This is a genomic window from Allocoleopsis franciscana PCC 7113, assembly GCF_000317515.1.
In the GTDB taxonomy this organism is placed as follows: domain Bacteria; phylum Cyanobacteriota; class Cyanobacteriia; order Cyanobacteriales; family Coleofasciculaceae; genus Allocoleopsis; species Allocoleopsis franciscana.
The window spans coordinates 1,926,967-1,941,611 of sequence record NC_019738.1 but is presented as its reverse complement, the minus strand read 5'-3'; the positions used below and the strand labels follow the sequence as shown (position 1 = coordinate 1,941,611).

The window sequence follows — 14,645 nt, the reverse complement described above, 5'->3', positions numbered from 1 at the left end:
CCACTTTATCTGATTTTGGAAAGAAACGAACCACAAAGGATTTTGAGGAAACGAAGAAAGAGAGATGAAGAAGGATTTTACAAGTTTTTGAAGAGTGAAATTTCTGCTAGTGCAGAGTATTCAACAGGAGGTATTAAATATGAAACGAGTGATGTTTGTATGCAAGAAAAATTCTCGCCGTTCTCAGATGGCAGAAGGATTTGCTCGGACGTTGGGAGGAGGAAAGATTGCTGTTAGTAGTTCGGGACTGGAAGCTTCTCAGGTCGATCCGACGACGGTTGAAGTGATGTCCGAAATTGGCATTGATATTAGTGAGCAAACTTCTAAACCGTTAAGTGATTTTAATCCCGAAGAGTATGATGCTGTGATTTCCCTCTGCGGTTGTGGGGTGAACTTGCCGGAATCTTGGGTTGTGCGGGAGGTGTTTGAAGATTGGCAACTGGATGACCCAGAAGGGGAATCCATCGAAACGTTTCAGCGTGTTCGAGATGAAGTGAAGGAACGGGTGGCAAAATTGGTTGAATCGTTGAGTTAGCCATCTCATACCAAATCCGGGTTAACTATTCATTTTTTGGTGGAGACAAGGTAGAAGGCAGAGGGCAAATGGCAGAAGTAAAGACCTGGAACCCTAAAAAATAGCAGTCGGTACAGACACTTATTTTCTTTTGTCGCAACTTGACGCAAGTTCTTGCCACAACAGATTGAGGCGGTAGTAAAGCCGATTGGTTTTTCCCTCAGGCAGCAGCAAACCCTTCTCCACCATTTGGCGTAACTCTCGCTGTAGCGTCCGCCGGGAAGTCTCCGGGCAAATTTCCTCAAAGTTCTGAATGGTTAGCCCACCCTGCGCGATCGCAAACATTAAGGCTTGGCATTGGCGCACAGAAAGTTGGTACTGCTGGCAAAGTACATCGTAGGGAATCGACTCTCTAGCACGAGGTTGCCCCTCATTTTGTAATTCCTCATCCCCAACATAAGGACGTAAGTAAGCCACCAATAGCTCTCGCATCTCTTCGTAAAGCTGCTTGCGATGGGTGCGATTACTACGTAAGGCTACCAACAGCAGAGAGTTATAGCACTGAAGGCAAACCTCAGCTAGCAGTTCGCTTTTTTCCTTACTCAGAGTAGGGTTTCGTAGTCGTAACTGCGTCGCAAACGCTTGGATGAGTGATTGATTAAAACTTTCATCGAAATACTTAAACATCTCCGGAGCCACGCAGTATTGAATGTAGACGACTTTCGGCCCCGGATGCTCGAAGTAGACAGCAAACGTCTCCACTATCTGCTCAACCATAGACTCTAGTGGCTGTTGAGCCATCTGGGGAGTCATTAACTTGGCGTGGATGGCTCTTACCTGCTCCATGTGACGTTCTTCTAGAGCATGAAAAATCGCCAACTTATCTGGAAAGAACTGGTAAAGTGAACCGATCGCCGTTCCTGCACGAGATGCGATCGCATGGGTTGTGGCTGCCTCGTAACCCACAGAGGCAAACACCTCTGCCGCCGCTGCCAAAATCCGCTCAACCCGTTGTTGGCTGCGTTTCTGCTTGGGTTGGCGACGCAGAGATGTAGTGTTTGAGCTTGAAGTGTTCATGAATTCAGCGTAACTCGTGCGATCGCCCCGCTTTGATAGATGTGAGCACTACGCTACAACTCTGCCTTGACAAACATGAATATTCCGTCATAATTTTAAATAGATACGAGAAATTTGTCACATTTTAATTTACGTTCGTTCTTCCACCTGACCTATTCATTGCCACAAACTAAGCGATAAGAGGTCAATTGTTGGTTGCACGTTCATCGCTTTTCGGATGCTTGCCTGCATCTAATTTGGGCTGACAATTTTTTACAAAATGCTTGCCCATAAGGTATATATTGCATTGCTTCTGGTGAAATAACCAGTGGCAAAAAACGTTCATTCACTTAATAAGGATTACAACACCTATGTCTATGCTTGAAGGTGCACCTTGGCTATTGGCACACAAATCGATGTTGGAAGTTAATAAGCCTAAAAAAGTATCTCTTTATGGTACAGACTATGTGCTGTGGCAAGATCGAATGGGCAAAATTAACGCTTTACCCAATGCCTGTCCGCACATGGGGGCCATGTTGTCTGAAGGGTGGTGTCAGGAGCGTGACGATAAAACAAGTGTAGTCGTTTGCCCGTTTCATGCCCTTGAGTTTGATGGTGAAGGGTGCACAATTTTACCTGGGTCGAAGAAGAAAACGCTACCGCAACTCAAACCGCTAGAACTGATTATTCAAGGAGATTTTATTTGGTCGTATGGCGGATATGAACCCAAAGTACCGATTCCCAATATCCTGAATGAAATTACTTCTCAATATGAGTTTATTGGTCATACGGCTGATATCAGCGTAGAGACGGATTTGCTCTCAATGCTGCTAATTATGCACGACTACAATCACCAAAATGGTACGCATCGCCCTCTATTTAAGATTGAAGAAGTGCAGTTTGAAAATTTTATTGATGACGGTCATCATTCCCATGCTTTTTACAGCCTGCCAACGTCCCCAACTAATTTATCAGAAAAACTAAGCAATCCCGATTTGCTCCTGCTGCCAAAAGTTATCAAGGCTCATCTGGAAAATCACTTTCCATCTTTAGTAATAGCTCATGTAGAAAACTGGGTGGGTAAAGTTGCCCAAGTCCATTTGTTTGTGCCAGAGTCCACAACTCGGACGCGGACTTATGTACTGATGTACGGGATACCTAAACACCCTGCCTTTAAAGCCCTAGGTCAAAAGTTTCTCAATTTTGCCAAAGTAATCGTCGAGCAGGATGCAGATATTTTGCCCAAGATTTACCCGAACACACCACAAAAAATCAAGCTCAATAATGAAGTTGGTATGGATTGGGTAAGGCGAAATTTTAAGAACTGGTCAAATATGACAGATCTAACTCTATCAAGTTCATTCAACAGTGAGTGCTAAAGATAGAAGTTGAGTTGGATAAAGGGATGGGCAAAAAACTTACGATCATCCCGTTTCTGTAAATATACCAATATAGGGGTAGGGGCGAAGGACAGGAAAGCCCCTACGTAATCCAATCATCCATTCACTTGGAGCCGAGAGCAGCGTATTTTTTCGATTAAAACAGCACTCATCATCGAACCCGTATAAATTTCTAACTCAGCTTCGGGAAAAGCATTGAAAAGAATTTTTTCTGCCGGGAAAACGACTTGCTCAAAGTGGTAGTTTTTGAAGTTAGAGATTTTAGCAATTTGAATTTTATCGGTTGTGTTTTTGTAGAAACAGAGAATTGGCTGGCCTTCGGGCAAAGTTTTGGGTTCCTGGACTGCGGTAGTTTTTAGGAATCTATTCATAGCCTTGAGTACCAAATAAAGTATGAATAACCTCTGCTTAGATGGGAGGTCGTTGAGATTTTTTCCTCGATGCAATCACAAAAGCTCTTTCACTTTCATGCAAGGCTTGCCTCCATCTCTGATTCATCAGAACTTATTGCCTTGACTTCGCTGCTCCCTGAACTGGAAAAGTATTTTTCGGAAACTTACGCAATCACCTCCTTAGTCCTCCAATCGTGAAGAGAACATAACCTTAACTCCCAAATCAAGGGATTAGGGGGCTTGCCTCACGGATCATGCGTAAGTGCTTTTCCTATTACCTACCCAGAACCATACTATTAGCAGATGTAATAACCGTGCAGAATTTATGCAGAAATCGTGCAGAAGCGCTTGCTGCCCTGTGCATCGTTATTCTAGATAGGTTACTTCAGGCGATAACCCAATCCATGAACCGTTTCAATGAAATCATCAGGAGCACCTAAATCCTTGAGTTTGTGCCGCAACCCTCGGATATGAGAGGTAACGGTTTCCTCGGCAGGAGAATTGTCCAGTGACCAAACTTGTTCAATAATGCCCGCACGGCTCAACACCCGCCGACCACTGGAAACCAAGAGCTCCAAAAGGGCATACTCCTTAGGGGTCAAAGACAGAAGCTTGTTGTCGTAAGCCGCCTCGAAGGTACTCGGATTTAGGCGCAGACTCCCCCAGCATAGACTCGCTGTACTTGAAGAACTGCCCCGCCGCAACAGAGCACGAATTCGAGCCATCAACTCTTCCAAGTCAAATGGCTTTGCCACGTAATCATCCGCTCCAGCATCCAGTCCCGTAATCTTGTCGGCAACCGTATCACGGGCGGTTAGCATCAGTACGGGTGAGGTAGAGTTGCGATGAGCGGGATGGGTGACTTCGCAACCCCGCAACTTCTGACAGAATCGAATGCCGTCCAGCTTCGGCAGCGTCACATCCAGTACCACTAAGTCATACTTCATTGACTCCACCCAACTCCAGGCAACCTCTCCATCTTTGGCACTGTCTACCACATACTGGCGTCGGGTTAGAGCTTCTGTCAGTACCTCTGACAACTGGATATCGTCTTCAACCACCAAAATACGCATAATTCAACTACAAAAATACGCAACGTCGGGATATTTCGGTTCAGGTAGAGGAAGGTAGAGTAGAGGCAAGTTAACTTTATTATCCTTGACTTTTGCCTTAATCAATGAAGTTGTCACTGGAAGGAAAATGGATTGCTGGAGGATTTGGCTTAACCCTGCTGCTAATGGGACTGGTCAGCCTTACTTCTTACAACAACACAACAGAGCTAATTGAAAGTGCTGAGCGGGTGCAACATACTTATGAAGTCCTGAATACGTTGACTGATTTTTATGCCTCTATGACTGTTGCAGAATCGGGGCGACGGGGATACATTATTTCAGGTAGTCAGCAAGAATTAAAGCGTCATCAAATTGCAGTCAATGACATGCAATCTAAGATAGACCTGCTTCACAAGCAGATGACTAACAATCTTGCTTGGCAACAACGGATGAGCAGGTTGAACTCTCTAGTCACTCAAAGATTAGGGTTGTTCAGGAAATCGATCGCACTTTATCAACAAGATCCATCAGCCATCCAAAGCCAAGCTTTGATTACAGAAAAGAGCGTTAATATTCGAGATGAAATTCAGAGAGTTTTAGCGGATATTAAAAACGAAGAAGAACGAGTGTTACGAGTTTTACTTAATAATTCTCGTTCTACTATTCATTACATAATTTTGATAGAATTAATTGGCACTGTTTTAAGTTTTACCGTCATTATTGGTATATATTTACTTCTTTATACCCAGTGGGTGCAACGCCAAAAAGTTGAATCACTCCAACACACCCTAGCTCAAGAGAAAGAACTAGGAGAACTCAAAATCCGTCTTTTTTCAATGGTTTCCCATGAGTTTCGTACTCCTTTAAGTGTAATTTTGGCATCTTCTCAGTTACTTGGAGAGATTCTTCAAGATTTAGTCGAACAAAATCAGTTGAGAAATCTTTACAGAATTCAATCGTCTGCTAAATTAATGAATCAGCTTTTAACTGATATTTTAACCTTAACTAGAGCAGAGGCTGGGGAGCTAAACTATAAGCCCGAATTATTGGATTTGGAGGCATTTTGTCTTAACTTACTCGAAGATGTGGGTTTTTGTGGGATAAAATCACACTCACTTAGATTTATCAGCAATGGTCGCTGTGTCCGGGTTTATTTGGATGAAAAATTATTATATTCTATCTTGAGTAACTTACTCTTAAATGCCATTAAGTATTCACCCAATGGAGGTAACGTATACCTAATTTTAAACTGCGAAGCTGAAGCTACAGTTTTTCAAATCAAAGATGAAGGAATAGGCATTCCAGCGGAAAATTATTCAGAGATTTATGAACCCTTCTATCGCGGTAAAAATGTTGAAAACCTTGTGGGGAGTGGTTTGGGACTAGCTGTAGTAAAAAAGTGTGTGGAACTCCACCAAGGAGAAATTACCATGGAAAGTCAAGTTGGGGTGGGGACAACATTTACAGTCAAGATTCCTCACCTAAAAGTATGAAGGGTAACTTATAAAATAGAAAATACGTTGTCCTCCAGGCTTTTTAAGATTTTTGATTCACCGTAAATCCCTTCATTGTGTAGATTTTGTCTGAAATGTCCTGAAACAGTCTGGTCAATTGAGGGAAAGTGCTTAATAACCTAAGTTAAAGCCCATCCAGACTCTAAAGAGTAGCGACGATATGGTGCAAACCGAACAGATTCTCCAGAAGCGCTATCAGCTTAGACAAACGTTAGGACACAATGCCAGTTGTCAAACCTGGCTAGCACAAGATATTCGCATCCAAGAGAGAGTCGTCGTCAAACTGCTGACTTTTTGCGACCAAGTGCAATGGGACAATGTGAGGTTGTTTGAGCGAGAGGCTCAAGTCCTCAAACAGCTTAATCATCCTAAAATTCCCCAGTATCGCGACTATTTTTGTATCGATGACCAAATGCTCTGGTTTGGGTTAGTTCAGCAATACATTCCCGGTTCATCTCTGAAGGAATTATTGGCTCTGGGCAAGACTTTCAGCGAACAGGAAGTTCGTGCGATCGCGCAACAAGTCCTGAATATTCTAGTTTACCTGCACAGTCTAAGCCCACCTGTACTCCATCGCGATATCAAACCCAGCAACTTAATCTGGGGTACCCCCCCTGAGACGAAGTTGCGTTCAAATATCGTCGTCGAGATAGACGCGGGGACGCGGGGACGCGGGGACGCGGAGACGATAAATCCAACTGAGTACCAATTCCCATTCCCCCCTTACCAAGGGGGGGCAGGGGGGGGTTTCCCTGAACACGAAGGGACAGGAGAGGTTTATCTCGTTGACTTTGGGGCGGTACAAGACCGCGCCGCCGCAGAAGGAGCTACGTTTACAGTAGTGGGAACCTATGGCTATGCACCGTTAGAACAGCTTGGAGGTCGAGCCACTCCAGCCTCTGACCTTTATGCCCTTGGAGCCACTTTAATTCATCTTCTCACGGGCGTGGCTCCCGCTGATTTGCCCCAGCAAAAGGGTCGCATCCAGTTTGCTGATAGAGTCCGCCTCAATCCAGGTTTTGTGCGTTGGATTGAGAAGCTAACTGAACCGAATCTCTCGCAACGATTTAGGAGTGCAAACGAGGCGCTTGAGGCATTGCTGGAAAATCAGATGACTAGTGTTGCAATCACTCATCCAAAGCCCTCTAATAGCCGGATTCAACTCAAAAAATCCCCCACTCAGCTCCAGATTAGAATTCCTGTGCGCTGGCGCAGAGCATTAACTCACCCTAAACAACTCGCTGTGGGGGTTGGACTGGGGTTTTGGCTCTGGTTTGGCGGTGGTTTTGCCTTACGAACAATCAATGTGAATCTTGATTGGTTAGGGCTTTATCTTGTAGCTTGGCTAATATTTGGAATTTTATATGCAGGATGGTTGATGCTACCTGCTTTTGGAGAAACAACTATTTATTTCAATCATCAATTTTTTCAGATTGAGTGGAGATTATTGGGTTTTTGCTTGCGGCAACAGCGAGGTTCTACCTTAGCAATTGACCAAGTCTTTAAGAGCGAAACTCACGGTTTATTCAACCGAAAATCACCCGAAGTAACCCTCGCCGTTGGCGTTCAAGAATATATATTCGGTGGATTCGATCCCCCTCTTACTCATACAGAATGCTACTGGTTAATGGAAGAAATCAAAAACTGGTTGGGACTTCGATAAAACAGCAAGATTCGTGAGATTCACATGCCACTGAATATCAGCAATTAGGGAGGCTTGGACAATGCCACAAGCGGGACAGGTACTACAGGCTAGCTTAGCAGAACACAATCTCATTCAGCGTTACCAACTTAAGGAAATATTAGGACAGGATGCCAGTCGTCAAACTTGGCTGGCAATCGATTTGGCTTCACACACCCAAGAACAGGTTGTTGTGAAACTGTTAGCTCTCAATCCGCAGATGCACCTGAATGAATGCCAGTTGTTTGAGCGTGAGGCTCAAATTTTGCAACAACTAGACCATCCCCGAATTCCTAAGTATCGAAATTACTTCGTACTCGACCACCAACCCGGTTCAAGATTTTCCTGGTTTGGCTTGGTACACAGTTATATTCCAGGTACTTCTGTTCAACAATTACTCAATGAAGGTAAGCACTTCTCTGAGGCAGAAGTCGAAAAAATTGCCGTTGAAGTATTGAATATTTTGGTCTACCTGCACGAACAAAATCCACTCATCATCCATCGAGATATCAAACCCAGTAACCTAATTTGGGGCGAAGATGGACGAGTTTACTTGGTTGATTTTGGAGCCGTACAAGACCAAGCGGTGCTAGAAGGTGCCACCTTTACGGTAGTGGGAACTTATGGTTATGTACCCATGGAACAATTCGGGGGTCGAGCGGTTCCTGCATCTGATTTGTATGCTTTAGGCGCAACTTTAATTCATCTTTTAACAGGTGTTGCTCCTGCTGACTTACCGCAACACGATGCACGTATTCAATTTGCTGATAAAGTCAGCATCGATCGCGGTTTTGTGAATTGGATTGGTAAACTTACAGAACCTAGTTTGTCAGAACGGCTTAGCACAGCTCAACAAGCTTTAGAAGCACTTCAAAATAAACATAAACTCAGTCCTGCAATTACCAATTATAAGCCTACAGGTAGCCAAATTCAACTGAAGAAGTCTGCCAGTCAGCTAGAGATTAGAATTCCCCGACGTGGGAAAAAAGCGTTTAGATCGTTTTACCTACTTGGGTTCATTGTTCCTTTCTTAATTCAGCTGCCAAACTACCTCAACCTGTTTTGGAGCTGGAGTTCTTACACCATCACTCCGTGGGTGGGTACGGCTGTGATAGGTGTCCTAGGGATAGTGGTGATGAGTGCAGTAATATTACCTGCCTTTACACAAACTTATTTATATTTTGATCGCAACCATTTTGAAATTAGACGAAAATTATTTGGTTTTCCTTATTGGTGGCGACGTGCTAAAACGTCAAGGATTATCGCTATTGGTGAAGAAGAAATCAAGAGAACAGCCGCGCCCAAGGGCGTAACGATCGAGACGGGTAGCCGAAAATATACAACTAACCCTTTAGCTACAGTAGAGCGCCTCTGGCTGATTCAGGAAATCAAAGATTGGTTGAGACTTAGATAAATGGCTGAGCAAGCCATACTAAGGTCATATCGATAACAGGGAAACTCCAAAGCCGAATGACAGCAGAGATTCAACAACGAGCAATTCTAAGATTAATCCTAATCTTCTGTACAACCTTATCCAAGACAAAGCCCACAACATTTTCAACATTATTAGTTGCTCTGTGCTGGCTCAGCGCAACACGAGGAACAAGGTTTGCCGGAAAACGACCTACGAATATCGGTGTTTGCTCAGGACGACTAGCGCCTTGCCCTAGCACACCCAACTGTGTTAATAGTCAAAGCCTTGATTCTATACATCGAATTAAGCCTTTAACTTACAACTCGACACCGACACAGGTAATGGCTAACCTCAAAACAGTGATTCAGAACCTGGAGAGGGCGAAAATCATCACAGAAACTGAGAATTACCTCTACATAGAATTCACGAGCGCCTTTTGGGGTTTTGTCGATGATGTGGAATTTTTACTAGATGAAAGCGCCAAGGTAATTCACGTTCGATCTGCCTCGCGCCTGGGAACATCGGACTTGGGAGCGAACCGTAAACGAATCGAAACCATTAGAGCTAAACTCAAAGATTTGAGGAATACTTAGCTGTGAACGGAGAAACGCGGGTATAAAATGCGATAGCGCAGCTCTGTTCGAGCGTCAGCATGACGTTAGGCTTATCGCTCCTCGAAAAATCTTGAAAAAAACTTGTACTCGCAGTTAATTCCAGTAATTGTTCAGTAGTATCAAAGCTGACAGAAAGAATTTACTGATACAGGTATTAAGTTTTTTCCTGATCACCGTAGCCTCATAATCGTTGCCAAACAGAGGATTCAGATGACTTATCTTAAAACAACTGCCGAATTTTACAGTGAAGTTGCCCAAACGCCCCAAGTGGGTTTATGTTGCGTCCAAAGTAGCCCCCTGAGACTGCCAGGACTGAGCATTCCTGAACCCATGCAGCAAATGAACTATGGTTGCGGCACAACGGTTCATCCGGCTGAACTCACCAATGAGCCAACTGTACTGTATGTCGGTGTCGGTGGCGGCTTGGAAGCGTTGCAATTCGCCTATTTTTCCCGCCGTTCTGGTAGCGTTATTGCTGTTGAACCGGTCAGCGCCATGCGGGAAGCAGCTACCCGTAACCTAGAACTGGCTGCTCAAGAAAATCCCTGGTTTAACCCCAGTTTTGTCGAAATTCGGGATGGAGACGCCTTCGCCCTGCCTGTGCCAGATGCCTCTGTGGATGTCGTGGCACAAAATTGTTTATTTAATATCTTTGAGCCGGATGACCTCACCAAAGCTTTGAAAGAAGCCTACCGGGTATTAAAACCAGGCGGACGCCTGCAAATGAGCGACCCCATTGCCACTCGTCCTATCCCAGTACATTTGCAACAAGATGAACGATTGAGGGCGATGTGTCTATCTGGTGCTCTGACTTATGAGCAGTATACTCAACGGATTATTGATGCTGGATTTGGTCAGGTGGAAATTCGCGCCCGTCGTCCTTACCGACTCTTAGATCGTCACACTTACTATTTGGAAGAAGATTTGCTGTTAGAAAGTCTGGATTGTGTTGCCTTCAAAGTCCCGATTCCTGAAGATGGTGCCTGCATTTTCACGGGAAAAACAGCGATTTACAAGGGTAGCGAAGAATTTTTTGATGACTCAGCAGGACATGTTCTCCAACGGGGTGTACCCGCCGTTGTCTGCGATAAGACAGCCGCAAAGCTAGGGAAGTCACGACCTGAGGATGTGATCATTACAGATTCAACGTGGCACTACGTGGGTGGCGGTTGCTGTTAATTCGGAAAAAGAGAGGATAAGGGTGTTTTTTTGGCGATTGATATGAAATTATATTTATATCAATCGCGGTTCAATCCAGGCAGGCAGCTATGAACCCAAAAAGCGAATTACCTCAGTCGTTTTGCGTCCGCAAGCTGAAAGTTTTAGCAGACACCACTCGTCTAGCCGTTTTGGAAATCCTGATGGAAGGGCCAAAGCATGTTGGGGAGTTGAACGCTGTTCTAGATGTGGAGCAAAGTTTGCTATCGCACCACCTCAAAATTCTGCGGGAAGAGGGGTTTGTTGAGGCGACACGAGATGGCAAGGCGGTGCTTTACAGTTTGACTCCCGCCGTCTGGCAGGAAAAGGTTGGTAGGGCAATTGATCTTGGCTGTTGCCTGCTTTCCTTTAACTGAAACTAACAATAAAACAGCTTCACTGCTTTGGTATATCTGCATGAATTTGAGCTAGTAAAGCTGAGATAACTTGTTTAACTTCTTGAGAAGATAAGATTTCACCAAGAGCATTTTCAAATTCTTCCTCAGAGGAACACTTGTTGTAACCCTGCTTTTCAAGCAAGCCATAACCTTTCAAATCACCCATTAAAGATTGTATGAAATCTGTTGCATTAGTAAGGGGATCGGAAGTTAAATTTTTAACAAATACAGGATAGAGTTGGATTAAGTGCTGTACCTCTACCACCGAGTAAGTGTAGTTATTAAGCGAGGGTGCTTTTATTCTAAGAATTTTAACAAAAAATTTACCATTTTGGCTGTTAATAACCTCGCCAATAAGTAAACCATTTGTTATCTCGCTGAGTAGAGATGCCTGCTCTTTTAGAATGGCATAAGGAGTGCGTATAGTTTCAGGATTTGGTAACTCACCCCATAGATTTTTCTTACTGCTCATTTTGGTTCATCCTTTCGATTTGAAGTGTAACTATTACTGGAAGATGGTCTGAATAAGACGAAAAAATCCCGTTTTCCGTCATTAAATTATTAGCTCCAATTTTGGAAATAACTTTTAAATCATCTTGCGAGAAAAAATCCAGAAGAGCGGGTCTTAACAGCACTTGATCAAATGTATTCCAGAAGTAACTGACATAGGATGAACCCGCATAGTAATAAGTTCCTGGCGCTCCCACAGAAGAGTCGCCCATTCGCCCCCACATGGGATTCTAAAAGAATGGTCTTTCTTTTCCTTGAACTTTTCGACTGTGCTTTCGGGCAATACTCTGAGTCATCACAGCATGAAGACCATCTGCTCCAACAATACCGGCTTCAAAGGGATTCATATTGAAGTCGCCAATAACTAAAGTTCTCGTGTGTCCTACCTTGCTCTCAGCCTCTTGAATAAGTTGAGAAACTCTGACTGCCTGGAACTTTTGATCGTCCTCCGTCATGTAAAGCTTGCTAGGCAGATGAAGCGCCACTAAAAGTATATCCATTCCAATCGGTGGAGATATCTTTCTAATCGCAATACCTCCTTCGTCAGCTACGAGTCCAATTGATTCAGACGGATATCGAAAGAAGAATGATAAACGTGGAGACGGATTAAATGGGGAAATATATACATTTTTACGGTCTGAATTCAAAGCTATCAGTACCTCTGTATCTGATATATCTGGTTTTGCTTACGCTAAAATCAAAATATCAACTTCATGTTCATCACAAAGAGATATAATCCCTTCAAACAATCGTTTTTTGTTGATATTCCAGAAGAGAATTGTAGCCATACAGTTATAAATTTAAGGTTTGTAAAAGCTTGCTCTAAATTATGTCAAATCGTGCATTCCACGTTCTGCGGCTAGTGGCTCACGGGGTTAAGAGAATTCCTATCCAAGCTTACTCACAATTCATTTCAGGTAACTGACCCAAGCAGGAGCGATCGCCTATTGTCTTGTATGACTAAATCCCCTAGAGAGTATAGACTGGGAATCTCTTCAGACATTAACGATGAAACTCAGATTCTTGCTCCTAGCGATCGCAGCTCTCTTCACCTTGATTGGTATAGCGAATTGGGCATTTGTTTTGCCAGTGAGAAGTCAGACACACGCCACACTCCTGTCTCAGGAGTACGATCGCTCAGCAGGAATTCTCAGTGCTAGCATCCCGAACGATACTCAAGAAGAAGCGGCTTTTCAAGCTCGCAGTCTTGCCATCCGAGAGAAGATAGCCGCGCAAAACCTAGATGAACTGGATGCCTGGTGGCGGCGCGAGAAACTCGACGACCCCCACAAGTACCTACTCCCAGTTCTCTTAGCCCGCCTCAGCTTGGGAAATCGCTACGACTCCCAGCAAAGTTGGAACATGCTGCTGAAGCTGGACAAAGACCAACCCAACCTTTACCATTTCCGAAGCGTTTTTGACATCCCCATCTTCTTCCGGTTCCGAGACATTTTACCTAAAGAAGTAGAAGCTTCTTACCGGAGTATGCTGGATGCCCCGCGTGTCTTGGAGTGGATGGAACAGGGTACCGAGAACCACATGTTCATGCAACGCCTGTCTGGTCTGGCACTCATGGATGGTAGTGGTTGGCCTAACGCTCTCCCCGGCGTAGCTGCCACCAATGAGGCTTGGCTCAGGGCAGAACTCAATAAATTTCTCACGATTGGGCAAGGTGAGTTCCATTCTTCAACTTATTACGGATATGCGATCGCTGGCTTGCTCAATCTCTACAACTTCGCCCATACCCCCCAACTGAAGCAGCTAGCCAAAGCGGCCTTAGATTGGTATGCGGCGAATATGGCTATACGCCTGAGTTGGGGAACGGCAGGCGGTGCAGGGAGTCGCGGTTTCGATCGCGGCACTTGGGATGGAAGCGAACTGAGTGCTGTAGCCTGGATGTGGTGGGGCGATAGGCCGGAAACTGCACAACGCATTGGCAATCGATACGCACCCGTCGCCCTACTCGCTGCCTTGAGTGACTACCGTCCTCCAGTTCCATTCAGAGCGATCGCGAGGAAAGAAGTGCCCTTACCGTTCCAGTTGCAAGCCAGCCATCCCGGCTATTTCAGCTATGACGAGGGAAACCGATTTTGGGAAACGTTCTATGTCACCCCGGACTACAGCTTGGGCACCCTCCTAGAACCGCAACGCTCCTACCAAGTAAAGGGAACGATCAACGCTCAATATGCTATCTACAAGCTGGTGGTGCGCGACCCCAAGGGCGTGAGTAACGCCGTAGTCAGTTTGGGGGGAACGTTTCACACTCCGATGGCAACTGGGCGTTCTCCCGGCGACCAGTATGTACAGCAAGGCAGTGCGGTCATTTACCAGTTGAGACTCAACGACCAAGACAAAGCGGCTGGAGTGCCAGCGCGTTCTCACTTGGTTTTGCCAGCGCGTTATGGTAGACCCCAACGGCATGGGAACTGGTATATCTGGCGGATCGAACAAACCTGGTTATGTGCCCGTCCTTGGGGCGAAACAATTAGCTGGCAGGCGACTGTATCAGAGAAGGACAAGGACTACCAAGCTTTGGCAGCAATGGGGACTCAGACAGCTTGGATTACTGATGCAGCTAGAGTGGCGGATTACCCAGATTTTCAGAGTTTGAAGAGTGCCCTGGACAAAACGCAGGTGAGCGATCACTCGTGGGAAAAATTGGGTCAGCTTGCTTATACCAGCCTACAGAACGAGCGATTGGAGATGACTTACGAACCGGACGGTGGCATCGGTCGCGCCAGCATCAATGGCAAAGAGCGAGTTCTGAAAAACTGGCCTGTGTTGGCAAGCCCCTACCTCAAGGAAGATTTGGACAGTGGTTTGTTGGAAGTCTTGTCTCCTGGAGGTCAATGGCGTCTGCGTGCTACTCTGACAAGTCCGAAATGGGAATAGTGAGGAAGCCA

At 45.0% G+C, this 14,645-nt stretch carries 15 protein-coding genes; 9 read left to right on the top strand and 6 right to left on the bottom strand.

Annotated elements, in window-relative coordinates:
* Window positions 1-139: 139 nt before the first annotated feature.
* Window positions 140-535 carry an arsenate reductase, glutathione/glutaredoxin type gene (arsC, locus tag MIC7113_RS08150; RefSeq protein ID WP_015181697.1) on the top strand — a complete coding sequence of 132 codons (396 nt, stop codon included), beginning with the start codon at window positions 140-142 and terminating at the stop codon, window positions 533-535.
* Window positions 536-655: 120 nt separating this feature from the next.
* On the opposite strand, the gene MIC7113_RS08145 is transcribed toward arsC, so the two are convergent.
* Window positions 656-1,591 carry a TetR/AcrR family transcriptional regulator gene (locus MIC7113_RS08145; protein ID WP_015181696.1) on the bottom strand — a complete coding sequence of 312 codons (936 nt, stop codon included), beginning with the start codon at window positions 1,589-1,591 and terminating at the stop codon, window positions 656-658.
* Window positions 1,592-1,941: 350 nt separating this feature from the next.
* Here MIC7113_RS08145 and MIC7113_RS08140 point away from each other — a divergent pair, with 350 nt between their 5' ends.
* A complete protein-coding gene (locus MIC7113_RS08140; RefSeq protein WP_015181695.1) occupies window positions 1,942-2,949 on the top strand; it encodes a Rieske 2Fe-2S domain-containing protein in 1,008 nt (335 codons plus the stop codon).
* Between the two features lie 116 nt (window positions 2,950-3,065).
* On the opposite strand, the gene MIC7113_RS08135 is transcribed toward MIC7113_RS08140, so the two are convergent.
* On the bottom strand, window positions 3,066-3,341 hold the full coding sequence (locus tag MIC7113_RS08135; protein ID WP_015181694.1) for a DUF1830 domain-containing protein: 276 nt from the start codon (window positions 3,339-3,341) through the stop codon (window positions 3,066-3,068).
* Window positions 3,342-3,742: 401 nt separating this feature from the next.
* Entirely contained in the window at window positions 3,743-4,435 is a 693-nt protein-coding gene (locus tag MIC7113_RS08130) for a response regulator transcription factor (RefSeq protein WP_015181693.1), read from the bottom strand.
* A 104-nt stretch (window positions 4,436-4,539) separates the two neighbouring features.
* Here MIC7113_RS08130 and MIC7113_RS08125 point away from each other — a divergent pair, with 104 nt between their 5' ends.
* The 6 genes from MIC7113_RS08125 to MIC7113_RS08100 all read left to right on the top strand — a co-directional run bounded on the left by MIC7113_RS08125 (window position 4,540) and on the right by MIC7113_RS08100 (window position 11,211).
* Window positions 4,540-5,907, top strand: coding sequence for a sensor histidine kinase (locus MIC7113_RS08125; RefSeq protein WP_015181692.1), 1,368 nt, complete (start codon window positions 4,540-4,542; stop codon window positions 5,905-5,907).
* 181 nt (window positions 5,908-6,088) lie between these two features.
* Window positions 6,089-7,591 carry a serine/threonine protein kinase gene (locus tag MIC7113_RS37990; protein WP_015181691.1) on the top strand — a complete coding sequence of 501 codons (1,503 nt, stop codon included), beginning with the start codon at window positions 6,089-6,091 and terminating at the stop codon, window positions 7,589-7,591.
* Between the two features lie 61 nt (window positions 7,592-7,652).
* Entirely contained in the window at window positions 7,653-9,023 is a 1,371-nt protein-coding gene (locus MIC7113_RS08115) for a serine/threonine protein kinase (protein WP_015181690.1), read from the top strand.
* A 56-nt stretch (window positions 9,024-9,079) separates the two neighbouring features.
* Window positions 9,080-9,616: a DUF1499 domain-containing protein gene (locus MIC7113_RS08110; RefSeq protein ID WP_015181689.1), complete on the top strand. Its 537-nt coding sequence runs from the start codon at window positions 9,080-9,082 to the stop codon at window positions 9,614-9,616.
* 231 nt (window positions 9,617-9,847) lie between these two features.
* On the top strand, window positions 9,848-10,816 hold the full coding sequence (arsM, locus tag MIC7113_RS08105) for an arsenosugar biosynthesis arsenite methyltransferase ArsM (protein ID WP_015181688.1): 969 nt from the start codon (window positions 9,848-9,850) through the stop codon (window positions 10,814-10,816).
* An 89-nt stretch (window positions 10,817-10,905) separates the two neighbouring features.
* A complete protein-coding gene (locus tag MIC7113_RS08100; RefSeq protein WP_015181687.1) occupies window positions 10,906-11,211 on the top strand; it encodes an ArsR/SmtB family transcription factor in 306 nt (101 codons plus the stop codon).
* 19 nt (window positions 11,212-11,230) lie between these two features.
* On the opposite strand, the gene MIC7113_RS08095 is transcribed toward MIC7113_RS08100, so the two are convergent.
* Genes MIC7113_RS08095 through MIC7113_RS36065 form a run of 3 tightly spaced genes read right to left on the bottom strand, consistent with a single transcriptional unit; the run spans window position 11,231 to window position 12,389 of the window.
* Entirely contained in the window at window positions 11,231-11,704 is a 474-nt protein-coding gene (locus MIC7113_RS08095) for a hypothetical protein (RefSeq protein ID WP_015181686.1), read from the bottom strand.
* Complete coding sequence (locus MIC7113_RS08090) at window positions 11,694-11,954, bottom strand: hypothetical protein (RefSeq protein ID WP_155897962.1); 261 nt, start codon at window positions 11,952-11,954, stop codon at window positions 11,694-11,696. Before MIC7113_RS08090 ends, MIC7113_RS08095 begins: the two co-directional genes overlap by 11 nt.
* Before the next feature lie 18 nt (window positions 11,955-11,972).
* The gene (locus MIC7113_RS36065) at window positions 11,973-12,389 is read right to left on the bottom strand and encodes a hypothetical protein (protein ID WP_155897961.1); all 417 of its coding nucleotides are present in this window, start codon (window positions 12,387-12,389) and stop codon (window positions 11,973-11,975) included.
* Window positions 12,390-12,750: 361 nt separating this feature from the next.
* Between MIC7113_RS36065 and MIC7113_RS08080 the strand changes: the two genes are divergently transcribed.
* Window positions 12,751-14,634, top strand: a complete 1,884-nt coding sequence (locus MIC7113_RS08080; protein WP_015181685.1) for a hypothetical protein — start codon at window positions 12,751-12,753, stop codon at window positions 14,632-14,634.
* The last annotated feature ends 11 nt before the right edge of the window (window positions 14,635-14,645 follow it).